Raw genomic sequence first — 25,915 nt, 5'->3', positions numbered from 1 at the left:
TTTTAGCGAACACCATCATTTAAAATTTCAAGCAAGTTTGACTTTGTTTTTGAGTCTGGATTTCTAAAATCGGCTTTGAAATTATTTTTAAAAGGCGTATCAGTATTTGCTTGTGGCACATGGCAAGTTGTGCAAACAAATCTCTCATCATCTAACACACCCTGTAAATCTTTTTTATTTCTTATATCATAAAGATGAGAAGCTGGTATAGCTGTAGCTCCGCTATCAGCTGCAAACTCAGGCATATGACAAGTAACACACATATTCATATCTTTTGTAATAGGCACTAAACCCTCCGTATCATGAGGTATAAAAGGTGGTGCATTTTCAAAAGAACGATCAAACTTTTTTGATTCCCCAGCTGGAGCAGCCGTCCAATTAATATCTTTTAATACCACATCTTTTTCATTAGAAAGCTCAACCTTTCTAATGCCTATTTCTGTATCGCTAACAGTTTTTGAAGGCATATCACAAGCAGCCATCAAAAAAACTAAAATAGCTGATGATATTATTTTAATTTTCATTTTTTCTCCTTAAATTTCTAATACTAAATTTCAAAGCGTTGTCATCACAAACATCTATACAACGCCCACAGCTTATACACTCTGTGTTTTTAACAAAATCGCTACGTCTACCTATCATATCTAAAACCTGAACTTCAGGACATACTATCTTGCATTTATTGCATTTTGTGCAATGGTCTAAGTCATGAGCAACACGAATAAAAGAAAATCTAGAGATAATTGCATAAAATGCTCCAAGAGGGCATAAGTGCGAACAAATTCCTCTTTGCATTATAAACATCTCAAAAACAATAATGCATAAAATAATGCCAAAAACAGAAGAGTTTAAAAATATAATAGCTCTAGCTAATAAACCTATATAACTCACACTTTCAAAAGCAGCAAAAGATAGCATAAAAGAAAAGATAAGAGTAAATAAAAGCAGAAAATATCTAGTTTTTTTGCTTAAATTTAATAACTTTTTTTCTTTTTCAAAGCCAAGTTTTTGCCTAAGTTTAAAAGCTATATCAACAAATAAATTTACAGGACAAACCCACGAGCAAAAAGCCCTTGGTGCTATCAAAGCATAAAATATAAATACAATAAAAGCCCCAAAAATAGCACTAAGTCCTACACTAAAACCAGCCAAACTTAGCTGCAAAACAGCAAAAGGATCGCTTAAAGGTATTGTGTTTAAAATCAAAGATGAACTAAAATCGCCTTTTAAAAGACTTAGCCCATAGTAGTTGCTAGATATAAACAAGACAAGTAAGGAAATTTGAATAAATCTTCTAAAAAATAAAACTTTCATCAAAATTCCTCATCATTTAAATAATCAATTGCTTTTTTACTGTCAAGTTTTATATCTGTGTTTGTATCATTAAGTCTATTTTCATCTTTGCTATCCCAACCTTTTATATAATTATCGCCTACTTTACCAACGACTTTATCTCGTGGCATTACTACGATAGCTGGGTCTTGTGTGATACAAACCCTTTCACAAAGCCCACATCCAGTGCAAATATCGCTATCAACAACAGGAAGTAAAAATGCATGTTTTTGAGTTCTATCATTTCTTTTGTATTCAAGATATAAGGCCTTATCTATATACGGACAGGCTCTATAACAGGCATCACACTGAATACCCCAGTAAGCAACACAATGCTTCATATCAACAACAGCTACGCCTATCCTTGACTTACTTGCATCTAATTTATCATTAGTGCTAACTAAGCTTGTATCTAAGGCACTTGTAGGACAGGCTGCAACACAAGGCAAAGAAGGACACATATAACAAGGTGTCTTTCTTGGTTCAAAAAATGGAGTGCCTACCGCAATGCCATCTTTTACATCTGCTAGTTTTAATGTATCAAATGGGCATTCAACAACACAAAGCCCACAACGAATACAGCTTTTTAAAAACTCGCTTTCTTGCTTTGCTCCTGGTGGGCGAAGAAGAGTAGTGCTTTTGGCACTAGCTACTTGCTTAAATATAAATCCACCAGCAACACCAAGCGCTATGCCTTTTGCTGTAAATTTTAAAACTTCTCGTCTATCTAGCAAGATTAAGCCTTGTAAATTTTAACTGCACATTTTTTATAATCAGTTTCTTTTGAAAGTGGACAAGTTGAATCTAATGTAACTTTATTTATAAATACATTTTCATCAAACCAAGGCACATAAACAAGCCCCATAGGTGGCTTATTTCTACCATTTAGCTCAACCTTAGCTTTTACCTTACCTCTTCTTGATTCTACCCAAACTATATCATTTTTCTCTACACCAAGCTTGCTAGCATCTTCTTCGCTCATATAGCAAAGCGCCTCAGGAACAGCACGGTAAAGCTCAGGAACACGCATAGTCATAGTACCTGAATGCCAATGCTCTAGCACACGGCCGGTACATAGCCAGAACGGATACTCTTCGCTTGGCATTTCGCAAGGCTCCATATAAGGTCTAAAGAAAATTTTAGCCTTGTTTGCAAGTGATTTTTTCTCTTTGTCTGTTACACCTGTTAAATTTCCGCTAGGAAGTGCGGCTGCTTTATTTCCATAAAATGCAAATTTTTCATCTGGGGCTGCTTTTTTAGCATAAGGGTCAAATTTAGTATTAAATCTCCATTGGGTCTCTTTACCATCAACAACAGGCCATCTAAGACCTCTAACCCTATGATAAGTATCAAAATCAGCCAAGTCGTGTCCGTGGCCTAAGCCGAATTTTCTATACTCTTCCCAAAGGTATTTTTGAATGAAAAATCCATAGCCTTTGAATTCTTTACCATCTGAACCGATAACTTTTCTACTATCTCCAAATACTTCTGTATTATCAAAGCCTTGCATAATATCATCATCAGCACTAAAGCTTTTTGCCTCTTCGTTTGCAAACAATACATCAAACAATGTATCATCTTCGCTATAACCCATACTTTTTGCTTCATTTAAAACATCAGGTAAAGTTACTTTATCATTTAGTTTTGTCTCTTTCCAGAAATCTTTTATCTTAAATCTCTTTGAAAACTCAAGTATTTGCCAAATATCAGGCATAGCCTCACCCACAGGCAACACTTGCTGTCTCCAATGCTGTGTTCTACGTTCAGCATTGCCGTAAGCACCCCATTTTTCATATATCATCGCAGTAGGTAAGATAAGGTCAGCAACCTTAGCAGATATACCAGGATAAGGGTCAGAAACAACGATAAAGTTATCCATCTCTCTAGCTGCTTTTATCCAGTGGTTAGCATTTGCTGTATTTTGCCAAGGGTTGTTTACCTGAACCCACACAAACTTAACCTTGTTATCTTCTAAATCTCTCATTAATTTAACATAGTGAGAACCAACAACACCGTTTATAGTGCCTTTTGGAAGTTTCCATATCTTCTCAGCGATCTCTCTATGCTTAGGATTTCCTACGACCATATCGGCAGGAAGTCTATGAACAAAGGTTCCAACCTCACGAGCTGTTCCACAAGCACTTGGTTGGCCTGTAAGAGAGAATGCTCCAGAGCCAGGAAGAGCTTGTTTACCAAGTAAGAAATGCACCATATATGCTTGTTCATTTACCCAAGTTCCTCTTTGGTGTTGGTTAAATCCCATAGTCCAAAAGCTTACAACTTTGCGATTTTGTTCTATATACAAATCGGCTAAAGTTTTTAGTTTTTCTTTAAATTCTTCAATGCTTTCATTTGGATTTCCTTTTGCAAGCTTAGCTACAAAATCAAGTGTATAAGGCTCGAGCGCCTTTTTAAACTCATCAAATGTTATATGCCAGTGGCTACCAGCTTTTTTAGTATTTTTGTTTTCAAGTGTATCTCCGGCTTTTAAACCAAGATAAGATAGGGTAACACCCTCTGCTTCACTTACGATTTTTGATTTTTCTTTTGAAGCTGTATCTAGTTCACTTTCAGAGTATTTTTTGTGTTTTATATCATCTCTTAAACCATAACCTATATCAGCAGGACCTGTTGTAAATACACAGTGTTTTTTTACAAAGTCCATATCTATCATCTCAGGGTGGTTATAAACTATCTCTCTTGCTATATAGTTCCAAATAGCTAGGTCGGTAGATGGAGAGAAAACTATCTCAATATCTGCTAAATTTGATGTTCTTGTAGAGTAAGTTGTTAAGTTTACAACCTTTACTTTTTCAGGATCGCTAAGCTTTCTATCACTAACCCTAGACCAAAGTATAGGGTGCATTTCTGCCATATTTGCTCCCCAAGTAACTATAGTATCTGTAAGTTCTATATCATCAAAACAGCCAGATGGCTCATCAACACCAAAAACTTGCATAAAAGCCACAACAGCGGAAGCCATACAGTGACGTGCATTTGGATCTATGTTATTGCTTCTAAAACCAGCTTTCATAAGCTTAGCCGCAGCATATCCTTCTTGGATAGTGTATTGACCTGAGCCAAATATACCTATGCCGTGAGGTCCAAGCTCATCGTATGCTTTTTTAAACTGAGTTTGCATAACATCAAAAGCTTGTTGCCAACTAATTTGTTTAAACTTCCCTTTTTTATCAAACTCACCTTTTTCATTCACTCTTAAAAGCGGATGAGTTATACGATCTTCGCCATACATAATTTTTGCATTAAAATAACCTTTAATACAATTTAAACCACGATTAACAGGTGCTTCTGGATCACCTTTAACAGCAACTATCTTACCACCTTTTGTAGCAACCATAATGCCACAGCCGGTTCCACAAAAACGACAAGCAGCCTTGTCCCATCGCCAACCTTTTTCACCCTCGTTTGCCGATAAACCACTAGGCACAGCTATGCCTGCACTAGCACAGGCAGCAGAAGCAGCAGCTGATTTTATAAAATCTCTTCTGTTCATATTTTCTCCTTTAAGACTAAAATCCATTTTAATATAATATTTAATTTTTATTTAAAATACCTTGATATTAATCAATTAATTTAAACTATGGAATTAAAAAGCATTAAAATATATAAGTATATTTACGCTAGAGGTCAGAATTCAGGGTATAAATCACTCACACCCTGAATAAAAATTTATTTGATTTTTTTACTTCCTATATATGTAGCTATGACTTCTTGTGAGCCATCTGTTTTAAAAGCAACAACATCATACAACTCAGGTGTGCTTCCTTGCTCCATTCCAGGACTTTCAAGAGGCATACCAGGAACACTAATTCCTATAACATCTTTTGGTTTTTTCGCTAAAAGAGATTTTATCTCATCAGCAGGAACATGTCCTTCAACAACATAACCATCAACAATAGCAGTATGGCAAGATGATAATTCTAATGGAACTTTGTATTTAGATTTTATAGATATCATTTCATCTGTTTTTATATCTTTTGTTTCAAAACCATTTTGATTCATATTTTTTCCCCAATTACCGCAGCAACCACAACTAGGAGATTTATAAATTTCAATCATTTGAGCTTGCAATAAGCCAACAAGAAATAAACTAGACAAAACAATCTTTTTCATTTAAATCCTTTATTAGTAAAAAATTATATAAATTTTAAACATTTTACCAAAAAAATAATTTAATTACAAAGATAAGAATTGAGAGATAACAAATAAAAAAGTAAATTAAAATGGCCGGGAGATAGGGATTCGAACCCCAGGAGGTGTTACCCTCAACGGTTTTCAAGACCGCCGCTTTCGACCGCTCAGCCATCTCCCGACTAATAAAGAAATTGAATTATATCAGAAAAATCTTAAATTTTCCTAATTTATTCAGTTTTTTCTTTAATATATGTTGCGCCTTTATTTACCTTCTCTTTTGTCCACTCTTTAGCACCTTTGGCATCATCTTTAACACCATTCCATGTACTAGAACATGCAACAAAAAACAAAGAAACAAAGAATACAAATAAAGCATTTTTCATATAAAAACCTTTTAAAATTTTATGGAGGCGACACCCGGATTCGAACCGGGGATCAAAGCTTTGCAGGCTCATGCCTTACCGCTTGGCCATGTCGCCAAAATTTTAAAGACAACATCTTACAATAAAATAAGAAATAAGTCAATAGAAAAATAAATTTTATACAAATAAAACAATAAATAAATTAAATAAAACTTTTAATTATCTTGATTTACAACATCATGCTCTTTACTCATAATTCTAAGCATTTTTGAGCTTTTAATCTTTGCATCATCTTTAAAGATAGCACGAACTCTATCCATTCCAGCATAAAAATCACGCATAAGAGTAAGACATATATATCTTCCAAAATCACTAGGATAAATAACTCCGTTTTCTTCTCGTATAGCACCTATAAGCTTTAGCATATTAACCTCAAATGCCAAATCTTTATGTAAATTTGCATTATTTTGAGTGTTGTAAGATTTTATATCCAGCATGCCATCAAAAAGTTTTATCAAAAATCTATATTTTAATGTCTCTTTTTTATCAAATCCGCACTTTGCTATAACAGCACTATCCCCGTTTTTAACTTTTCTTCCATAATCAAGCAAATTAAACGCATTAATCACTAGCTCGCCATTTAAAAAGCTAAAAGCACCACTTCCTATGCCGACATATTCATCGTTTGAACCAACATATTCATCTCTTAAATTCATCTTTTCTTTAGAAAATGCCCAAGCATTACTTTGGTGATAGTCTTTGAAATTTTCACATATAATATCATAAAACTCACGTTCATTATCAATATCTGAAACACCAAGAGATTTAGCTATAGCATCTCTTGTTAAGTTTGACTTCATAAGAGGGTAAAGAGTGATCTGCTCTGGAGCTATCTGCTTTGCTATATTTATGTCATTTAATAATTGCTCGGTTGTTTGATTTGGAAGATTAAAAATCAGATCCAGACTTAAAGCTGGGAAAATTCCCAAAGCTTTTTTTAATTTTTCCTGAACATCTTTTGAGCTTCCAAATTTTTCATATCTTCCAACTTTTTTTAAAATATCATCATCAAAGCTTTGAACACCAACACTTAATCTATCAATCAATCCTTTAAACCTTGTCAAGCTTTCAGGAGATATGTGATTTGGGTCGCTTTCAGCTGAAATATCTTCTATATCAAAAAGGTCTTTGGCTAAAATAAGTGTTTTTTCTAGCTCTTCTTCGTTTATTAAAGTAGTTCCGCCACCAACATACAAAGAGTTAAAATTAAATCCAACATCTTTCATTTGTCTCATCTCAAGACGTAAATTTTCAAAATATATTTTTGCTAAGTCTTTTTCATATTGATACTTATGAAAAGAACAGTATGGACAGAATGTATGGCAAAATGGCACATGAGCATATAGCATATAGCTCTTGCCTTCTTGTGGTTTTTTGCTGTATTGGTTATCCTGATTCAATATTTTTATATTAAATTCGCTATAAAGAGACTTTTGTATAGAATTATGAGCATAACGAACGGCCAAGCTTTCAACTACTTTTTTAAGACCCATTTATAAAACCTTTTTTAAATTTTGATAAAAATAATTTGATAGGATAACCAAAAACAACTAATATAAAACTTACAATGGAATAAAAAAAATAAAATAAAGTAAATTATTTTAAATTTTTAAAGCTAATAGGTAATTCTAAATTTAATGCCTTTATAGCCTTTATACACTCTTGTAAATCATCTATACTTTTTCCGACTATCCTTACCTCTTCTCCTCTAATTGTTGCATTAACTTTAAGCTTTAATTCCTTGATAGCTTTTGTGATTTTTTTTGCATTATCACCATCTAAGGTATCGTTTAATTTAAGCAAAGCTCTCATATTTGCACCACTTGCCGGCTCTCTTTTTTGTTCACTAAGAGCTACCGGTGGTATGTTTCGCTTTATAAGTTTTGAAACAACTATATCTTTTAAAGCATCTAGCTTGTTATCGCTTGTAGAAGTTAATGTTATGATTTTATCTTTTTCATTTAGATCTATTTCTGCTGTAATACCTTTAAAATCATATCTGCTTGCAAGCTCTTTTTTAGCTATCTCAATAGCATTTTTTACTTCCATTAAATTTACTTCTGCACTCACATCAAAACTATGTTCACTTGCCATCTAAAAAATCCTCTATATTTTTAACCATCAAGCTTATTAGTTTTTTTCTAGCTTCAAAACTAGCCCAAGCCACATGAGGTGTTATTATTAAATTTGATTTATTTTTTACTTCTAAAAGCTTATTTCCTGATTCCATAGGTTCATTTACTAAAACATCAATGCAAGCTTTTATGTTTTTACTATCTATAACTTTTGCCAAAGCACTCTCATCAACGATACCACCTCTACCAAAATTTGCTATGATAGCACCATCTTTCATAAGTTCAAGCTCTTTTTCACCTATCAAACCCTTTGTTTTTTCATTCAAAGGAGCATGAATACTTACAATATCGCAAGTTTTTAGAAGCTCTTCTAGGCTAAGCTTGGTATATTCTTGATTTGAGTTTTTACCACTTGTTGAATAATAACTCACATTGGCACAAAAAGCCGAAGCAACCTTTGCAACATTTCTACCGATTTCTCCAAGACCTATAATTCCAAAATTTTTACCGGCTAATTCAAATATGCTTTTGTCTAAATGTGTAAAAATATCACTTTTTACCCACTTGCCATCTTTAACATAATCATCATAATATCTTACTTCGTTTAATACGTATAAAATTGAAGCAAATGTTTGTTGAACAACGCTATTTGTAGAATATCCAGCAACATTTTTAACAGGAATTTGCTTTTGCTTTGCATACTCCATATCTACGTTATTTGTGCCTGTAGCACTAACACAAATAAGTTTTAAATCGCAAGCATCAATAACCTCTTTTGTTATTAAAACCTTATTAGTTATAACAACATCTGCTCCTTGCAATCTCTGTATTGTTTCAGAAGCATCGGTTTTTTCATAAGTTACAAACTCACCAAAACGATTAAATACACTTAAATCAACATCACCCAAAGTAAGTGTATCAAGACAAACTATTTTCATGATTAATCCTTTATGAAATGTCCTACAAACTTAGAGGTATTATTTAAAATATCTCCACCTTTTCTATATCCCAAAGCACAACCCTCATAGGCAAAAAATACTCCAGCTTGATAGTTGTTACCTTTTTCATCTTTATTAAACTCATAAAATTCTTGGTATATGGCTTTGCTTTCATCATATTCGCCACCATTTTTACTGCTTATCTCGCCATTTGCTTCTATGATAGAAACATTAGCGCCTTCTCTACCAAAGATAGGTTTTTTTACACATTTTTTACCTTCCAATGGCTTATCGCTTGTCTGAAGCAACAAAGGATGATTTGGATATAAATCCCATAAAATTTTAAGTATTCCCTTGCTTTGAAATAATAAAGTATAAGCCGGATTTAAAACAATAGCTTTTTGATTTTGTAAAATATTTTTTAGTATCAAAGCAAGCTCACCCTCTTGTATGGCTATATCTTCCCAAGGAATTAATTTAAACCAATACTCATAACTTTCATCATCTTTAAAAATACCATCTTCATCACTAAACTCAACCTCATCTACATAGGCAAATTCTGTCTGAAAGCCAGCCTCTGTTGCTGCATTTTTAAGAAGCTTAGTCGTATTTTCATCTTCAATACTTCCAGCTATACTACTAAAAAGTATCTTCCAGCCCTCATAAAATTTATCAAACTCGCTCGTATCTTCGCTCAAAGTAACCAATCTTTTGAAGTTTTCAACCAACCCGGCATACAAATCATTAAATTGTAAATCCTCATCCATTTTATTAAACTTAAGCATAGCCCATTGGATAATGGCTGTCTCAAAAACAGCAGTTGGAGTATCTGCATTAAACTCAATAAGCTTAATCGGCTTACCATCAAGCCCACCAGCTAAATCAAATCTACCGTATAAATGCCAATGAACATCATTTTCCCAACTTTGTTTTACAAGCTCAACAAGATTAAACGGGATACCAACCTCATGAAATAAATTATTTTCAATTATATACTCAGCCGCACTCACAAACATATCATAAAGCTCATTAGATGCTTGATAATAAGCTTCTGCTTCATATTTTTCAACCTGAATAATTTCATCACTTACATAAGATGTATTATCCTCATCTGTATGCCACGTGAAGCCTATCTGTTCTAAAAATTCATTATTTAGCGGTTGTATTTTTTTTAATTTTATCATTTATATCAGCCCCCAAAACTCTGTCTAGAGCTACTTGATTTGCTTCCACCACCAAAAAATCCACTCTTTGAACTACCAGCTTTTGAAGATGTAGTTTTTGCATTTTTAAAGCTATCAGCACTTCTTGAATAAGCACTAGGAGTTTTATATGCTGTTTGTCTTTGGTTTTGAAAATTTTGATTTCCAAAAAGCTTATTTCCTATCCAACTACCAATAATAGCACCAGCTGCCGAACTAAGCAATATCTCACCAAGACCTGCACCGCCGTTTGAAATCTGCGCATTTGGGTTTGTCAAATTTGAAGTTCCATTATCAATTTTTGCATTTTCTTTTGCTATAAGTTCATCCATCTCTTCTTTTGTAAGGACTCTTTCACTACCATCAAGAGATTTTAAAACAACCCTTGTTTCGCTACTAGGATACTCTTCTCTTACTTTATATTTTCCAGGAGCAGTCTCTTCTATAACCACAAAAGCACCATTTTGAACTTGGGACTTTGCTGATTGTTCAAAGCTGTTGTCGTTTCCACAACCACTAAGTCCAGCCATAACCAAAGCTCCAAAACCACCAATCGCCGCATAAGTTGCTATCTTTTTTATGTGTTTCATATTTCTCCTAATATCTGTTTGATTGTTTTATTTTTTTTAACAAGAACAAGTCCATTTTTAAACTTTACAAATTTACTCTTATTTATTTGTTTTATAATCTTTTTTTCTATTTTTTTAATTTTTACGGAACTTAAATTTAATTGATCTAAATAATCATCCAAGCTTATATATTTTTGATCATTTATCTCATCTACTTGCGCATCTATTACAGTTTCTTTATCTACACTTATATCATCATTAGTTTGTTTATGCTCTAAAAGTGGTTTTTGCATAGCATTTAAAAACTGCATAAGTTTTTCATCTCTATCTTTATATATAGAGATAAGCTCTTTTTTACCATCTATAAGCATTTGCTCTTTTTGTCTAAATAGCTCTTCTTTATCTTGTTGTAATAAGTTATTTTTCTCTTTTAATTCTGCCAGCTCATTTAATAAAAACTCTACGAAATTACTATCTTTTGCATTTTGTTTTTTTGTATTTTTGGTGGTCTTGGTAGTCTTTTTATCTTCTTTTTTATTTAAATCCAAATCATTGTCTATGTCAAATAAAACAAATTTATGCCCATTTTCCTCAATTGATTGTAAAGAGCCTCTTCGTATTCTATTATAAACTGCTTCTTTTGTGATGTTTAAAAAATCTGCAGCCTCGCTTACTAGCATTTTTTGCATTATATCTCCAAAAAAGAAAGCATAAAAAATGATAGCTGATTATCAAAAAACAATCAGCTATATTTTGGTTAGAGTTTTGACTCGTAACGTCTAAGCATATAAAGACGCTTAAGCATCTTTTTGCGAGCAGCAATTTTTTGCTTTTTACGAATTTCTGTCATAGGTTCAAAAAAACGTCTAGCTCTTACTTCTGTTACTACAAGGTTACGGTCAACTTGTTTTTTAAATTTCCTGTAAGCCTCGTCAAAAGACTCATTAGGATGTACCTTAATTCCTGGCACTCTCCTCACCACCTTTCAAAATAAGATTAGTCAATGATTATATCTTAAAAAGCTAAATTTTCCAAATTTAAAGATTAATTTAGTAGCACAGGGTTATAATCTACACAATATATTTATTTAACTTAAATAGTAATATTTTTAACATTAGGGGGCTAAAATGTATGCAAAAAAAAGGTATTTGAGTTTTTTTATCATTACCTGTATAGCCATGTTTTTACCATTTTTAAAGGTAAACGACAACCACTTATTTTTATTAAATTTTGATAAAAAAGAGCTTAATCTATTTTTTATCAAGTTTGATATGCAAGAACTATATTTAATGCCTTTTATTTTTATAATACTATTTTTATTTATATTTTTTATGACAACACTTGGTGGTAGAGTATGGTGTGGTTGGAGTTGCCCACAAACAATTTTTAGAACATTTTATAGAGATTTATTACAGACCAAACTTCTAAAAATCAGAAAAAATGTAAAAAACAAGCAACAGAATACGCAAAACGGAATCAAGAGCATTGTAGCTATTGTTATTTGGACTTGTGTTTCATTTATCATAGCCTGTAATTTTATGTTGTATTTTATACCTAGTGACTATTTTCTTGATTACTTATCAAATCCATCTGAACATAAAGTTTTAATTGGAATTTTAGCAATCATAACATCATGGCTTGTATTTGACATCGCTTTCTTGGCTGAAAAATTTTGTATTTACATATGTCCTTATGCAAGGATACAATCTGTCATGTTTGACAACGATACAATGCAAGTTATATATAATGAAAAACGTGGCGGAAAGATATTTGACGGAGCAGTAAAACTATGGAAAAAACCTCCGAACGAGCTTGATGAATGCACTGGTTGTGAATCTTGCGTAAAGATATGTCCTACACACATAGACATAAGAAGAGGTATGCAACTTGATTGTATAAACTGTTTAGAATGTGTAGATGCCTGTTCTTTGGTTATGCAAAAACTAGGAAAAACATCTTTAATAACATGGACAAGTCAAAATGCGACTCAAAATAATACAAAAGTAAAATTTGCTCGCTTTAGAACCATCGCTTACTGCGTTGTTTTAACAATAGCTTGTGTTGTTTTATTTTTAATGAGCGGAAAAAAAGAAAACATGCTTTTAAATATAAACAGGACAAGCGAACTTTATAAAATTGTAGACAATAATATCGTAGAAAATTACTATATATTTTTATTTCAAAATACAGACAAAAAAGATCATTCATATTTTTTTGACACAAACAACACAAATATCAAAATTCTATCTCCAAAAAAACCATTTGACATAAAGGCTGGTTACAAGAAAAAGATTATTGTTACGTTAGCGTCAGAGAATTTAAATCAAAATTCAACAAAAGACATTCCTACAAAGATAAAAATAAAGGCATTTGCAAATGATAGCAAAGAATTAATAAGTGTAGAGAGAGATACAATATTTGTTTATCCTAAAAAAATACGGTAAAATTATAATTTTACATTTTTAAGGAAGGTGCAATAAAAATATGGGCATTTCAAACAAGGGTCAGAAGAGGTATGATAATTTCATACAAGTAGGGCTTGAACTATTTTTACAAAACGGATATGAAAGAACTAGTTTAAACGACTTGGTTCGTAAAAGTGGTGGTTCACTTGCTAGTATATATAAATTTTTTACAAACAAAGAAGGTCTTTTTGAGGCTATACTGGAAAAAAAATTTAGTGACTTCCAAGAAAATCTTGAAAAAAGTGTAAAACTGAAAGACACTAATAATTTAGATGAATATTTATATACATTCGCTATTAGTTACATAGAAATTTTCTATAGACTAGAAGTTATAGAACTTTCTAGAATTGTCATTAGCGAAACATATAAAAATCCTGGACTTGGGAGAATTTTATATGAAAGTATTGTATCAAAGAGTGTAAATCTTTTAATTCAATACTTTGAAAGAGAAGAGATAAAATCACAATTAAAAGACCTAGAGCTTCCGGTATCAGAAGAAAAAGAACCTTATACAGAGAGCGAAACACTTGCTTATAAGTTTTGTGCATTAATAAGAGATCCTTTTTACACACACACACTTTGGCTTGGAAACAAAGAGATAAAAAGCCCTACAAAAAAAAGAAAAGAGATGATGGCTAAAAACATAGTTGAAATTTTTTTATATGGAGCATATAAAAAATAAAATAATATACACCTATTTTTATTAGGTGTATATTTTATATAATCTACAAATTAATCAAAAAAATTAAAATTATTATAAATCAAATTTCAATCAAAATGCAAGATTATTAATGTGTATTTTCTGTTTTTAAGAAATAAATAAAAACAGAAATTTATAGACATAAAAATATATTTATAGATTATAGTTTTATAATAAGAATTTTAATACAAATCCACAATATGAAAATTATCAAAAATAATTTGAAAAATTTTATTTTATATAGTGTTTTACTTATATTTAAGGAAATTTTAAATAAAATTAGGTCTTTTTTATAAATTTAGTTGAAAGGAATTACTGTGCCAACCATAAATCAATTGGTCAGAAATGAACGTAAGAAGGTGACTTACAAGTCAAAATCACCTGCACTTAAAGAGTGCCCTCAAAGAAGAGGAGTTTGCACGAGAGTTTATACAACTACTCCTAAAAAGCCAAACTCAGCTCTTAGAAAAGTTGCCAAAGTTAGATTAACTAGTGGCTTTGAAGTTATTAGCTATATAGGCGGAGAAGGCCACAACCTACAAGAACACTCAATAGTTCTAGTTCGTGGTGGTAGGGTTAAAGACTTACCGGGTGTTAAGTATCACATCGTTCGTGGTGCATTAGACACAGCTGGTGTAGCAAAAAGAACAGTTTCTCGCTCTAAATATGGTGCTAAACGCCCTAAAGAAGCTAAGAAGTAAAATAATAATATATGCAGACTAGCTCAAGTTTTAGCCTAGTTTGAGTAAAATTTTTAAATTTGAAGGAATAAAATGAGAAGAAGAAAAGCCCCTGTAAGGGAAGTTTTACCTGATCCGATTTATGCAAATAAAGTAATTACTAAATTTATCAACTCGCTTATGTATGATGGAAAAAAAAGTGTAGCTACTGAAATAATGTATGGTGCTATAAAAGCTATAGAAAAAAAAGGTGCTGATTTAAAAGGTATAGATGTATTTAATGACGCTATCGAAAATGTTAAACCTATAATGGAAGTTAAATCTCGTCGTGTTGGTGGTGCTACATACCAAGTGCCAATCGAAGTTCGTCCAGCAAGACAACAAGCACTGGCTATTCGCTGGATAATAACTTTTGCTAGAAAAAGAAGCGAAAGAACTATGATAGAAAAACTTGCTAATGAGCTATTTGATGCCGCAAATTCAAAAGGTGCTTCATTTAAGAAAAAAGAAGATACATACAAAATGGCAGAAGCTAACAAAGCATTTGCTCATTATCGTTGGTAAGATTAAGAGAGGAATTTTATGTCAAATAGAAAAACGCCATTACATATGGTTAGAAACATTGGTATTGCCGCACACATAGATGCTGGTAAAACAACAACTAGTGAGAGAATTTTATACTTTACAGGTATGAGTCATAAAATAGGTGAAGTTCATGATGGTGCTGCGACAATGGATTGGATGGAGCAAGAAAAAGAAAGAGGTATAACAATTACTTCAGCTGCTACAACTTGTTTCTGGAAAGAGCATCAAATTAACCTAATTGACACTCCGGGACACGTTGACTTCACTATTGAAGTTGAACGTTCTATGCGTGTTCTAGATGGTGCTGTTGCTGTTTTTTGTGCTGTTGGTGGGGTTCAACCTCAGTCTGAAACAGTTTGGAGACAAGCAAACAAATACCGTGTTCCAAGAATGGTTTTTGTAAACAAAATGGATAGAACTGGCGCTAACTTTTTTAATGTTGAGCAACAAATAAAAGATAGATTAAAAGCTAATCCTGTGCCTATACAAATTCCTATAGGTTCTGAAGATAACTTCAAAGGTGTAGTTGATTTAGTTACTATGAAAGCTCTTGTTTGGGAAGATGAAAATAAACCAACTACATTTGTAGAAAAAGAAATTCCAGCGGAACTAAAAGAAAAAGCAGAAGAGTATAGAGCAAAAATGGTAGAATCTATCGCTGAAACAGATGATGCTTTAATGGAAAAATTCTTTGGTGGTGAAGAGCTAACAACAGATGAAATCAAAAAAGGTTTAAAAGCTGGTTGTCTTTCTATGGCAATCATACCTATGCTTTGTGGAACAGCATTTAAAAACAAAGGTGTTCAACCACTACTTGATGCTGTTGTTGAATATCTACCTGCCCCTGATGAAGTTGCTGCAATAAAAGGCGAGTATGAAGATGGCACAGAGGTTGTAGTCGATTCTACAGATGATGGCGAGTTTGCAGGTCTTGCATTCAAAATCATGACAGATCCATTTGTTGGACAACTTACATTCGTTCGTGTATATCGTGGTAGTTTGGAGAGCGGAAGCTATGCTTACAACCCAGTAAAAGGTAAAAAAGAAAGAATTGGCCGTTTACTTAAAATGCACTCAAACAAAAGAGAAGAAATCAGTGTTTTACATGCAGGTGAAATAGGCGCTGTAGTTGGACTAAAAGATACACTAACAGGTGATACACTATCAAGCGATAAAGATCATGTTATCCTTGAAAGAATGGATTTCCCAGATCCAGTTATTAGTGTTGCTGTTGAACCTAAAACGAAAGCTGACCAAGAAAAAATGGCCATTGCTTTACAGAAACTTGCACAAGAAGATCCAAGCTTTAGAGTTGGAACAGATGAAGAAAGCGGACAGACTATTATTTCAGGTATGGGCGAGCTTCACCTTGAAATTATTGTTGATCGTATGCTTAGAGAATTTAAAGTTGATGCTGAAGTAGGACAACCACAAGTTGCTTACAGAGAGACCATAAGAAAAACAGTTGAGCAAGAATACAAATATGCAAAACAATCTGGTGGTCGTGGTCAGTATGGACACGTATTTTTACGTCTTGAGCCTTTAGAGCCAGGAAGTGGATATGAATTTGTTAATGATATCAAGGGTGGTGTTGTTCCTAAAGAATACATACCTGCAGTAGACAAAGGTTGTCAAGAAGCTTTACAAAACGGTGTTTTAGCTGGTTACCCTGTCGAAGATGTAAAAGTTACATTATTTGATGGAAGCTACCATGAAGTTGATAGTTCTGAGATGGCATTTAAACTAGCTGCATCTATGGGATTTAAAGAAGGTGCCAGAAAAGCTGGTGCTGTAATACTTGAACCTATGATGAAAGTTGAAGTTGAGACTCCGGAAGAGTACATGGGTGATGTCATAGGCGACCTTAATAAGCGCCGTGGACAAATCAACTCTATGGACGACAGAAGTGGAAACAAAATAGTAACTGCATTTTGCCCGCTAGCTGCTATGTTTGGATACTCAACAGACTTAAGAAGCCAAACTCAAGGTCGTGCAACATACTCTATGGAATTTGATCACTATGAAGAAGTTCCTAAAAATGTTAGCGATGAGATTATCAAAAAGAGAAATGGTTAATTAACTTATAGTGCAGGGTAAAAATAACCCTGCACTTTGAAGATTTAAGAATGAATGAAATTATTATAAAAGAATCTTTTAAAATAACTGGCTTTAAAGCTACCACGACCAATAAAGATGAATCTGATTTAAAAACTTCTAAAATAGATAAATTATGGGATAATTTTTTTAAAAATGATTTATGTAGTAAAAGTGCTGTTAAATATGGAGTTTATTTCAATTACGAGAATAAACATTTTGGAAAATATGATATCTTGGTTGGAACAAAACATTTTGAAAAAGAAACCTTGGATACTATTGAGATACAAAAAGGAAAATATCTAGTTTTTAAAAAAGAGGGTAGAATTCCAGAAATTGTTATAGAACTATGGCAAGAAATTTGGCATTTTTTTGAAAATAGCACTATAAAAAGAACTTATACTACTGATTTTGAAAAATACATTGATAATAATAAAGTAGAGATTTATATATCAATTTTATAACGTCCTCATAGCTCAGCTGGATAGAGCGCAAAATTCCTAATTTTGAGGCCACAGGTTCGAATCCTGTTGGGGACACCACCTTATTTAAAACCTTTTAGAAGCCACCAAAAATATAATTTTATATAATTTATTGTAAGTATTTTTTCATAACCAAACAAAGCCTTTTATAATTATATTTCATACATAATTAAAAAAAATAATAAGTTATATATAAGTTTTAATATAACTAAATCTACTTCGAGGAGTGGAAACGACACTCAAAAAAAGTCAGGGTAGATAGATAATCTATTCTGACAATAATCCTTTTATTAAAAACACTCGGGCATTATTACAATCTTTATATCATGTAATTTATAAGTTATTCGGGGATATTTATTTCTAGGTTTCAATATGTTTTCTCAGTGATAAAATCTATTTCTTATTGTTGCCATAAAAATAAAAAATTTATTACTGTCACTAAAGTTTTTAATATTTAAATTATCTAGACTTGCGAAACTAAAATCTGATCGGCATTGGTTATGTACAATATTATTATGAAATCTCTTATTTATCCTGCTTTTCTTCAATAATTTTTTGTATCTTCGAAATCAACAATCCAGCCATAGCCCTTTAATCTAATTAGATAAAAATCAAAAATATTCCTTGCCATGATACTTTTATCATAGCAATAATTCTAGTGAGTTTTGATATAAGATTAAAATTTTAGTATGTTCGTATATATTATTATAAGATTCTAATCTTTTAACTGATATCAAATTTTCTAAATTCTCTAAAAAACATTCATTTAAAATAATTCCTTAAATTATTCTATATTATCTATATTATTTCTCATATCATCCTATTTTCCATTAAAAAAATATAGTAAAATTTTGGCTTTTTCTTTTTAGAATTATTTTTATGGTTTTTTAATCTCAACGGTACTTTTAAGTTCAATCTAACACGACCATAAAATAGGCTTACCATCACAACTCTCGTGTTCTTCATAAACTTGTTATTAAAGTTCCTTTTTGAATATCTCCAATAATTTAACATTTAAAAATTAAATGTTACCACTAATTAGTTTTGGCATTGTTTAATAAAAATAGTCAAATTCTGCATTGATCCATTAAATAATATCAATATTTAAATATTAGTAACCAAATATATACTATAATTTCGCTTTTAAAATTTCAAAGGATTAAAACAATGGTAAAAAACCTAATAGACTCTTATGACAACAAGCCTTTTATAGCTATTTTAAGCTACGATGAGCCGGAAAACAATATAATCTGTGCCCCGGAAGATGCTGAAAAATTTGGAATAAAATTCAAAATAAATGCTAAAAATTATAATAAAATTAACTACACTCTTGAAAAAGAGCCAATAGAGTTTGAAAAATATCTAGAACGTTTTAATATTTTATCAAAATACCAAAAAAGCAAGCAAAATGAACTTTTAAATTTATGTTTTCCAACTAAAATCAAAACAAATTTAAGCCTAGAAGAAATATATCAATACTCAACAGCAAAGGCATTGGTATATAAAGAAAATGATTTTGTATGCTTTTCTCCAGAACCATTTATCACTATAAAAAATGGCTGTATTCACACCTTTCCAATGAAAGGAACAATAGACGCAACATTACCAAATGCCAAAGAAACACTTTTAAATAACAAAAAAGAGATAGATGAACAATATAAAATGGTAGGATTTATGAAAGATGACTTATCTTTGGTAGCAGAAGATATCAAGGTTGAAAAATTTCGATACATACAACGTGTAAAAAATTTATATCAAACAAGTTCATACCTAAAAGGTAAAATCAAAGCTAATTTAAGCCTAGGAGATATTTTTTCAGCTCTTGTCCCAGCAGCTTCAATAGCAGGTAGTCCAAGAGATAAAGCGATAGAAATAATAAAAGAGTGTGAGATTTCAAAACGAGGATTTTATACAGGTGCTTTTGTCTATTTTGATGGAAACATATGTAAAAGTTTTGTCCTGATAAGATTTGTAAAACAAAGCAAAGATGGGTTATATTTCTTTAGTGGCGGAGGTGTAACACAACAAAGCGATCCCAAAAAGGAATATGATGAACTCATCAAAAAAGTCTATTTTCCTTTTTGAAACTATAAAGTTAGTTGACCATAAGCCACAAAATTTAAAATACCATATATCAAGAGCCAAAAACTCTATAGATAAAACATTGGAATTTGATTTTGAAGATATATTAGAAAAAACTTCAAGCGAGGCTCCTCTTGGTATTGCTAGAGCTAAGATTATATATAATTTAGAAGGTGAGTTTATAAGATCTGAATTTTATCCATATAAGGCTAGAAATTTTAAGAGTTTTTATATAGTTAGTGCCAATGTTGACTACAGTAGGAAATTCCTAAATAGAAGTCTTATAGATAAAGCAAAATGCAATTATGAAGAAATTATAATTGTAAAAGATGGCTTTGTTACTGATACCAGTATAGCAAATATTGCTATATTTGATAATGGCTGGATAACTCCAAAAACACCTCTTTTAAAAGGAACATGCAGAGCTAGACTTATAGAAAATGGATTTTTAAAGCAAGAAGATATATCTATAAATAGACTTATGAATACCAAAAGATTTGCTATTATGAATGCTTTGATTGATTTTTATGAGATTGAAGATTTTGAGATTATCAAAACAATATAAAGGCGATTATATACATTAAACCGCCTTTATATTTATTAATTTGTGAGATTAAATACTTAAAATATCAATCCGCTTTCATCAACTTCTTGCATAATATTTTGCTGAGCTGAGTTATCGGGCAATGGAGATTGATTTGTATAATACTCATCATGCCCTTCATATTTACCTCTATAAACACCATCTGGTCTTACAAAGCTTCTTTGGGTATTTGGATACTGCTTAAGATATGCTTGTATAAATTTCTTAAATACAGGAGCTGCCGTGATACCACCTGTTTCAAATTTTTTCATAGGGGTATTGTCATCATTTCCATACCAAACTAAAGCCTCTATATCTGGCGTAAAGCCGCAAAACCAAGCATCTATATTGTTATTTGTTGTACCTGTTTTTCCAGCTATTTGTATGCCTTTTACTCTTGCGTTTCTTCCAGTTCCATTTTCAATAACATTTGTAAGTATTGTTGTCATCAAAAAGCTCTGTTCTGGAGAATTAACTCTTATTCTTTCTGATTCAAATTTGATAAGATTTTTGTATCTATTTTTTATGCTTTTAATAAGAGTAGTTTTTACAACCTCTCCATCATTTGGAAACATAGAATAAAGACTAGCAAAATTTATAGGAGATATACCAAAGCTACCAAGTGCTATAGATAGATTTTCGGGTATATCTCCAAAACCCATCCTTATAAGCTCTTTTTTAACAAAATTAAGTCCCAAATCATTCAATAAATTTATAGTAGCTAGGTTTCTTGATTTTGTTAAAGCTTGTTTTAAGCTAATATAGCCACTAAAGTCTCCACCATAATTTTTAGGTGTCCACTCTTTTCCATTTCCCATATCAAAACTACGAGATATGTCAGCAACTGGCGACATAGTAGAATAACCGCTATTTAAAGCTATTTGATATATAAAAGGCTTGAAGCTAGAACCAGGCTGTCTTCTACTTTGTGTAGCTCTATTGTAGCTACTTTTTGAGTAATCAACTCCACCAACAAGTGCAAGCACATCTCCAGTTTGAGGTTTTGTAACAACCATCGCACCATTTAAGATATTAGGGTCTGCTTTTTTATTTCTTCTTAGTATTTCATTGTATCCAAATTTTAAAGCCTCTTTTGCCATATTTTGAACCTCAAGATCAATCGTGCTTTGAATCTCATAACCACCAGTTTTTATATCATCATATTTTTTATTTAGCTCTTTTAGTATCTCATCAACAACATAAGGTGCTTTATTTTTACTAAGTGTATCGTTAAACACAACAGGTTCTTCAACCAAACCTTTTCTATACTCATCTTCATTTATCCACCCTATATTATACATACGCTCAAGAACCCTATTTGCACGGCTAAGAGATAGGTCAAGATGTCTTGTGGGATCATAGGAGCTAGGTGCTTTTGGAAGCCCTACAAGCATTGAGATTTCTTTTAGACTAAGTTCATTTAGCTCTTTTCTAAAGTATCCAAGAGAGGCTGTTTTTATACCATAATACCCATGTCCAAAATAAACATGATTTAGATATCTTTCTATTATTTGTTCTTTCGTAAGCTCATTTTCAAGCTTCATTGCAAGAACCATCTCTTTTATTTTTCTCTCTATCTTTTTTTCGCTTGTTAAAGCTAAGTTTTTTACAAGCTGTTGAGTAAGAGTTGATGCACCTTCTGCAAGTCTGCCTACTTTTATATCTTTTATTATAGCTCTTACTATAGCTTCAAAATTCACTCCGCCATGTTCAAAATAGCTAGTGTCTTCTATCGCAACCAAAGCCTCTATAACTCTAGCTGGTATCTCTTCATAAGACACATAAAGTCTATTTTCTTCAAATACATTTGCTATGAGTTCATTGTTTGCATCAAAAATTTGTGTTGTAAGTTTTGGCTTATAGTCAATAATATTATAAGCATTAAATCTAACCTCAGAATAAACATAAAAAAATCCAGCACAAAACACAACTATCATCAAAAACAAAAAAGTCAAAATATATTTCATAAAAAAGCCTTTAAAATACTTACATTCAAACCACGAGCATTATCAGTCGTTCCATTTTGAGTTAATATATATTTTTTATTAAACCCATCCACCATCATGGCTCCAGCTTTGTCGATATACTCTTTGCTTTTTATATATTCAAGCATATCTTGTTGATCAAATTGTTTGAATTTATATATAGTTTCGCTAGTAGATATAAGTTCAAATTTCTCACTCACATAAGCCATAGCAGTAACAACACTAACACTATTTCCACTTTGCATTTCAAGCATTTGTATAGCATTGTGCTCATCTGTAGCCTTGCCTAAAATTCTACCATTACATACAACACAACTATCGGCAAAAAGTAAATTTTTAAGCCCCTTATGTGCTGACAAAAATTGCTCTTTTTTGGTTTTTACAACATTTAAAACATAGGTATGTGGCTCTAAATCTCTACTAATCATACTTTCATCAAAATCAAATGAAATTTGTTTAAATTTGATATTGTATTCTTGTAAAATTTTAGCCCTTGTTTGCGAACTTGAAGCAAGTATAATCATCAAAAACCTCTATATGCAACGCCAAGATATGTTGCAACAAGTGATATAATAATATTTAAAGGTATAAAATATTTTATTATAACAATTATATTTTCATAACACTCTATCATCTCATCAACTAAAAATGCATTTTTTGACTTTTGATAACAATAAAACATATAAAAAACATTTAATGTCAAAAAGCCAAAAAGTGTATATTTTGTTCCAAGTATCGCATTTGCCATTGGATCTGCTGACTTCATCGCATCAGTAACTTGAACACAAGAGCCAGTTACCACTATAAGAAACAAGCCAATCAAAATCATATACCAAAATATTTTTAAAGCGTTTAATGTATTACTATAGGTTTCTTTTGACGACTCTTCTTTTAGAAAAAATTTCAAAACATACCAAAATCCTATTTGCATACCAATAAATAATATAACAGATGCGATATGAAAAAATGGTAAAAATTGACCTAGTCTTGCAAATGCGATATTTTCTGGTTGCATTATTTCAATTTCTCTTTTGCAAACTCAACTGCAACATTTTTAGCATCTGGTATTTTTGAGATATCTTTACCGCCAGCAGTAGCAAAATCATCTCTACCACCACCATTACCACCAAGTGTTTGGGCTACTTGTTTTACCCACTCTCCAGCTTTTATATTTGCATTTTTAACACCTGCTGCTATTAAAATTTTATCATCTTTTGGTTGAATAAACATAACAGCAACACTAGAATTTGCATTTTTTATATCATCTATCAAGCTTTTGATATCGCCATTTTCTACAACCTCAACACCAAATTTAACACCATTTACATCATCAAGCTTTATTGATTTTGATTTACCTGAGTTTTTAAGCTCGTCTTTTAGACTTCTTATCTCATCTTTTAATTTTTTAATATTAACGATAGGTTGATTTGTTTTTAACTCAGCTCTTATCTCTTCTAACTCAGCTCTTATCTCTTTTGCAAAATTTGTAGCAGCATTTGAACAAACAGCTTCTATCCTTCTAACACCAGCACTTACGCCACTCTCTTTTGTTATAAAAAAGCTACCTATTTCATTTATATTTTTTACGTGAGTTCCACCGCAAAGCTCTTTACTAACATCACCAAAGCTTAAAACCCTTACATCATCTTCATATTTTTCACCAAAAAGAGCTATGGCGCCACTATCTTTTGCACTTTGCAAATCCATAATCTCAACATTTGCATCAGCACCTTTTATAATAGCTTGATTTATATAATTTTCTATTTGTGTAAGTTCATCGGATGTAAGCGCCTTTGGATGAGAAAAATCAAAACGTAATTTTGTAGCCTCTACACTAGAACCAGCTTGCGTAACATGAGCACCTAAAATCTTACGCAATGCGGCATGTAAAAGGTGTGTAGCGCTATGATGTCTTGCTATTTCGTATCTATCTTCACTAACCTCCAAAACAACACTTTCATTTTGAACAAGAGTGTCATTAGTCTTAACAAGTGATAAGTTTATTCCGTGGAATTTTTGTGTATCAAGAACAATGGCTTTATCTTTTATAATACCACTATCCCCGCACTGCCCACCACTTTGTGCATAAAATGGAGTTTTGTCAAACATAACCCAGCCCTCTTGATTTGGCTGTAATTTATCTGTTATTTTAAAGTTATCATCTAAAATAGCTAAAATTTTGCTTTCAGAACTTAAAGTACTATAACCTATGAATTTATTCTGATTGTATTTTTCCAATAGCTCTTTAAAATCACCTTTTTGACTCTTATCTCCACTACCTTTCCAAGCAGCTTTTGCACGAGTTTTTTGCTCATTCATAAGCTCATCAAATCTAGCCTCATCAACAACCATTCCCTTATCTCTTAGCATATCAGCAGTTAGATCTAAAGGAAATCCGTAAGTATCATAAAGCTTAAAAGCTACATCGCCACTAAATATATCTTTTGTATTTTTAAGCTCTTCATTAAATAGTTCAAGCCCTGATGATATTGTTGAGAAAAATCTCTCTTCTTCAAGTAAAATTTGCTCTTTTACACTATCTTTTTTATCATTTAGATATGTATAGTGAGATCCCATCATCTCGCATACTTTATCAACAAGCTTATGCATAAAAGGTTGTTTGATACCAAGCAAATAACCATGTCTAACAGCACGACGCAAAATACGTCTTAAAACATAGCCCCTACCCTCTTTGTCAAATGTAGTTCCTTGTGCTAACAAAAATGTAACCGAACGGATATGATCGCTAATAACCCTATAACTAGCACCACTTTCATACTCATAAGGCTTACCGCAAAGCTTAGCAACTTCCTCAATATAGGGCATAAAAAGATCACTATCATAGTTGCTAAATTTACCTTCCATAATAGCACTTACTCTTTCAAGTCCCATTCCGGTATCTATACTAGGTTTTGGTAAAGGTGTCATTTTTCCATCACTTGATCTTTCAAACTGCATAAATACCAAGTTCCAAATTTCCAAGAAACGATCTCCGTCTCCACCCATATAGTCCTCATCTGTATTAAAATGCTCTTCACCCTGATCATAAAATATCTCAGAACAAGGTCCACAAGGTCCAGTATCACCCATAGCCCAAAAGTTATCTTTATCTCCAAATTTATAGATTCTGCTTTCTTCTATATGTTGTTTCCAGATTTCAAAAGCTTCATCATCTTTTTCATGAACTGTAACATAAAGCTTGTCTTTTGGTAATTTTAATATCTCTGTCACAAACTCCCAAGCATAGGATATAGCATTTTGTTTAAAATACTCACCAAAACTAAAGTTGCCAAGCATTTCAAAAAAAGTATGATGACGTGCAGTATACCCGACATTGTCAAGGTCATTATGCTTTCCGCCAGCCCTTATACATGTTTGACAGCTTGTTCTTATAGGTGGATTTGGTCTAGGAATTTCTCCAGTAAAAATACTCTTAAAAGGTACCATACCAGCATTTGTAAAAAGCAATGTTGCATCATTTGGAACAAGTGGTGCTGACTCTATAACCTCATGTCCTTTTGATTTGAAAAAATTAAGATAAGCACTTCTAACATCTATTTTTTGCA

The 25,915-nt window shown here is 32.0% G+C and carries 25 protein-coding genes and 3 tRNA genes; 9 read left to right on the top strand and 19 right to left on the bottom strand.

Features of this window, described 5'->3' with window-relative positions:
* Positions 1–2: 2 nt before the first annotated feature.
* The 15 genes from CPIN17260_RS01775 to rpsU form a co-directional block, all read right to left on the bottom strand.
* On the bottom strand, positions 3–524 hold the full coding sequence (locus CPIN17260_RS01775) for a nitrate reductase cytochrome c-type subunit (RefSeq protein ID WP_069636897.1): 522 nt from the start codon (positions 522–524) through the stop codon (positions 3–5).
* Entirely contained in the window at positions 514–1,314 is an 801-nt protein-coding gene (napH, locus tag CPIN17260_RS01770) for a quinol dehydrogenase ferredoxin subunit NapH (RefSeq protein WP_078415154.1), read from the bottom strand. The genes CPIN17260_RS01775 and napH overlap by 11 nt, the downstream gene beginning before the upstream one ends.
* Positions 1,314–2,066: a ferredoxin-type protein NapG gene (napG, locus tag CPIN17260_RS01765; protein WP_078440466.1), complete on the bottom strand. Its 753-nt coding sequence runs from the start codon at positions 2,064–2,066 to the stop codon at positions 1,314–1,316. The genes napH and napG overlap by 1 nt, the downstream gene beginning before the upstream one ends.
* Positions 2,067–2,068: 2 nt before the next feature.
* A complete protein-coding gene (gene napA / locus CPIN17260_RS01760; RefSeq protein ID WP_069636894.1) occupies positions 2,069–4,846 on the bottom strand; it encodes a nitrate reductase catalytic subunit NapA in 2,778 nt (925 codons plus the stop codon).
* A gap of 176 nt (positions 4,847–5,022) precedes the next feature.
* The gene (locus CPIN17260_RS01755) at positions 5,023–5,466 is read right to left on the bottom strand and encodes a DUF411 domain-containing protein (RefSeq protein WP_078387416.1); all 444 of its coding nucleotides are present in this window, start codon (positions 5,464–5,466) and stop codon (positions 5,023–5,025) included.
* Between the two features lie 111 nt (positions 5,467–5,577).
* A tRNA-Ser gene (locus tag CPIN17260_RS01750) sits at positions 5,578–5,665 on the bottom strand.
* Between the two features lie 49 nt (positions 5,666–5,714).
* A complete protein-coding gene (locus tag CPIN17260_RS09280) occupies positions 5,715–5,870 on the bottom strand; it encodes a hypothetical protein (RefSeq protein WP_167562270.1) in 156 nt (51 codons plus the stop codon).
* Between the two features lie 22 nt (positions 5,871–5,892).
* A tRNA-Cys gene (locus tag CPIN17260_RS01745) sits at positions 5,893–5,966 on the bottom strand.
* 98 nt (positions 5,967–6,064) lie between these two features.
* A complete protein-coding gene (locus CPIN17260_RS01740) occupies positions 6,065–7,402 on the bottom strand; it encodes a coproporphyrinogen III oxidase family protein (RefSeq protein ID WP_078387415.1) in 1,338 nt (445 codons plus the stop codon).
* A 103-nt stretch (positions 7,403–7,505) separates the two neighbouring features.
* Complete coding sequence (locus tag CPIN17260_RS01735) at positions 7,506–8,003, bottom strand: YajQ family cyclic di-GMP-binding protein (RefSeq protein ID WP_078440465.1); 498 nt, start codon at positions 8,001–8,003, stop codon at positions 7,506–7,508.
* Complete coding sequence (locus tag CPIN17260_RS01730; RefSeq protein ID WP_078440464.1) at positions 7,993–8,922, bottom strand: D-2-hydroxyacid dehydrogenase; 930 nt, start codon at positions 8,920–8,922, stop codon at positions 7,993–7,995. The genes CPIN17260_RS01735 and CPIN17260_RS01730 overlap by 11 nt, the downstream gene beginning before the upstream one ends.
* 2 nt (positions 8,923–8,924) lie before the next feature.
* Complete coding sequence (locus tag CPIN17260_RS01725) at positions 8,925–10,106, bottom strand: glutathionylspermidine synthase family protein (protein ID WP_069636889.1); 1,182 nt, start codon at positions 10,104–10,106, stop codon at positions 8,925–8,927.
* A 5-nt stretch (positions 10,107–10,111) separates the two neighbouring features.
* Complete coding sequence (locus tag CPIN17260_RS01720) at positions 10,112–10,714, bottom strand: UPF0323 family lipoprotein (protein ID WP_078440463.1); 603 nt, start codon at positions 10,712–10,714, stop codon at positions 10,112–10,114.
* On the bottom strand, positions 10,711–11,382 hold the full coding sequence (locus CPIN17260_RS01715; RefSeq protein WP_069636887.1) for a transcriptional regulator: 672 nt from the start codon (positions 11,380–11,382) through the stop codon (positions 10,711–10,713). Before CPIN17260_RS01715 ends, CPIN17260_RS01720 begins: the two co-directional genes overlap by 4 nt.
* A gap of 68 nt (positions 11,383–11,450) precedes the next feature.
* Positions 11,451–11,663 carry a 30S ribosomal protein S21 gene (rpsU, locus tag CPIN17260_RS01710; RefSeq protein WP_069633181.1) on the bottom strand — a complete coding sequence of 71 codons (213 nt, stop codon included), beginning with the start codon at positions 11,661–11,663 and terminating at the stop codon, positions 11,451–11,453.
* Between the two features lie 157 nt (positions 11,664–11,820).
* On the opposite strand from rpsU, the gene ccoG reads away from it, so the two are divergent.
* The 9 genes from ccoG to CPIN17260_RS01665 all read left to right on the top strand — a co-directional run bounded on the left by ccoG (position 11,821) and on the right by CPIN17260_RS01665 (position 20,346).
* Entirely contained in the window at positions 11,821–13,137 is a 1,317-nt protein-coding gene (gene ccoG / locus CPIN17260_RS01705) for a cytochrome c oxidase accessory protein CcoG (RefSeq protein ID WP_069633182.1), read from the top strand.
* 40 nt (positions 13,138–13,177) lie between these two features.
* Positions 13,178–13,840, top strand: coding sequence for a TetR/AcrR family transcriptional regulator (locus CPIN17260_RS01700; protein WP_069633183.1), 663 nt, complete (start codon positions 13,178–13,180; stop codon positions 13,838–13,840).
* A gap of 335 nt (positions 13,841–14,175) precedes the next feature.
* Positions 14,176–14,559 (top strand): 30S ribosomal protein S12, encoded by a 384-nt coding sequence (gene rpsL / locus CPIN17260_RS01695; RefSeq protein ID WP_069633184.1) that lies wholly within the window; start codon positions 14,176–14,178, stop codon positions 14,557–14,559.
* Positions 14,560–14,631: 72 nt separating this feature from the next.
* Positions 14,632–15,102: a 30S ribosomal protein S7 gene (rpsG, locus tag CPIN17260_RS01690; RefSeq protein WP_069633185.1), complete on the top strand. Its 471-nt coding sequence runs from the start codon at positions 14,632–14,634 to the stop codon at positions 15,100–15,102.
* Between the two features lie 18 nt (positions 15,103–15,120).
* Entirely contained in the window at positions 15,121–17,199 is a 2,079-nt protein-coding gene (gene fusA / locus CPIN17260_RS01685; protein ID WP_078387411.1) for an elongation factor G, read from the top strand.
* Positions 17,200–17,249: 50 nt separating this feature from the next.
* Positions 17,250–17,681, top strand: coding sequence for a GyrI-like domain-containing protein (locus tag CPIN17260_RS01680; protein WP_078440462.1), 432 nt, complete (start codon positions 17,250–17,252; stop codon positions 17,679–17,681).
* Position 17,682: 1 nt separating this feature from the next.
* Positions 17,683–17,759: transfer RNA gene (locus tag CPIN17260_RS01675), tRNA-Arg, on the top strand.
* A 1,107-nt stretch (positions 17,760–18,866) separates the two neighbouring features.
* Positions 18,867–19,784 (top strand): aminodeoxychorismate synthase component I, encoded by a 918-nt coding sequence (locus tag CPIN17260_RS01670; RefSeq protein ID WP_078415157.1) that lies wholly within the window; start codon positions 18,867–18,869, stop codon positions 19,782–19,784.
* Entirely contained in the window at positions 19,750–20,346 is a 597-nt protein-coding gene (locus CPIN17260_RS01665) for an aminotransferase class IV (protein WP_078405851.1), read from the top strand. Before CPIN17260_RS01670 ends, CPIN17260_RS01665 begins: the two co-directional genes overlap by 35 nt.
* Before the next feature lie 56 nt (positions 20,347–20,402).
* Here the strand turns inward: CPIN17260_RS01665 and CPIN17260_RS01660 are convergent, their stop codons facing one another.
* The 4 genes from CPIN17260_RS01660 to alaS are packed head-to-tail and all read right to left on the bottom strand — an operon-like array spanning position 20,403 to position 25,907.
* Entirely contained in the window at positions 20,403–22,331 is a 1,929-nt protein-coding gene (locus CPIN17260_RS01660; RefSeq protein WP_069633189.1) for a transglycosylase domain-containing protein, read from the bottom strand.
* Positions 22,328–22,873 carry a septum formation inhibitor Maf gene (gene maf / locus CPIN17260_RS01655; protein WP_069633190.1) on the bottom strand — a complete coding sequence of 182 codons (546 nt, stop codon included), beginning with the start codon at positions 22,871–22,873 and terminating at the stop codon, positions 22,328–22,330. Before maf ends, CPIN17260_RS01660 begins: the two co-directional genes overlap by 4 nt.
* Positions 22,873–23,364 (bottom strand): hypothetical protein, encoded by a 492-nt coding sequence (locus CPIN17260_RS01650; RefSeq protein ID WP_078387409.1) that lies wholly within the window; start codon positions 23,362–23,364, stop codon positions 22,873–22,875. The genes maf and CPIN17260_RS01650 overlap by 1 nt, the downstream gene beginning before the upstream one ends.
* Positions 23,364–25,907 (bottom strand): alanine--tRNA ligase, encoded by a 2,544-nt coding sequence (gene alaS / locus CPIN17260_RS01645; RefSeq protein ID WP_193431674.1) that lies wholly within the window; start codon positions 25,905–25,907, stop codon positions 23,364–23,366. Before alaS ends, CPIN17260_RS01650 begins: the two co-directional genes overlap by 1 nt.
* Positions 25,908–25,915 lie beyond the last annotated feature (8 nt).

Origin of the sequence: Campylobacter pinnipediorum subsp. pinnipediorum (assembly GCF_002021925.1) — a bacterium.
GTDB classification, from domain to species: domain Bacteria; phylum Campylobacterota; class Campylobacteria; order Campylobacterales; family Campylobacteraceae; genus Campylobacter_A; species Campylobacter_A pinnipediorum.
This window is presented reverse-complemented; position numbering and strand designations above follow the sequence as displayed.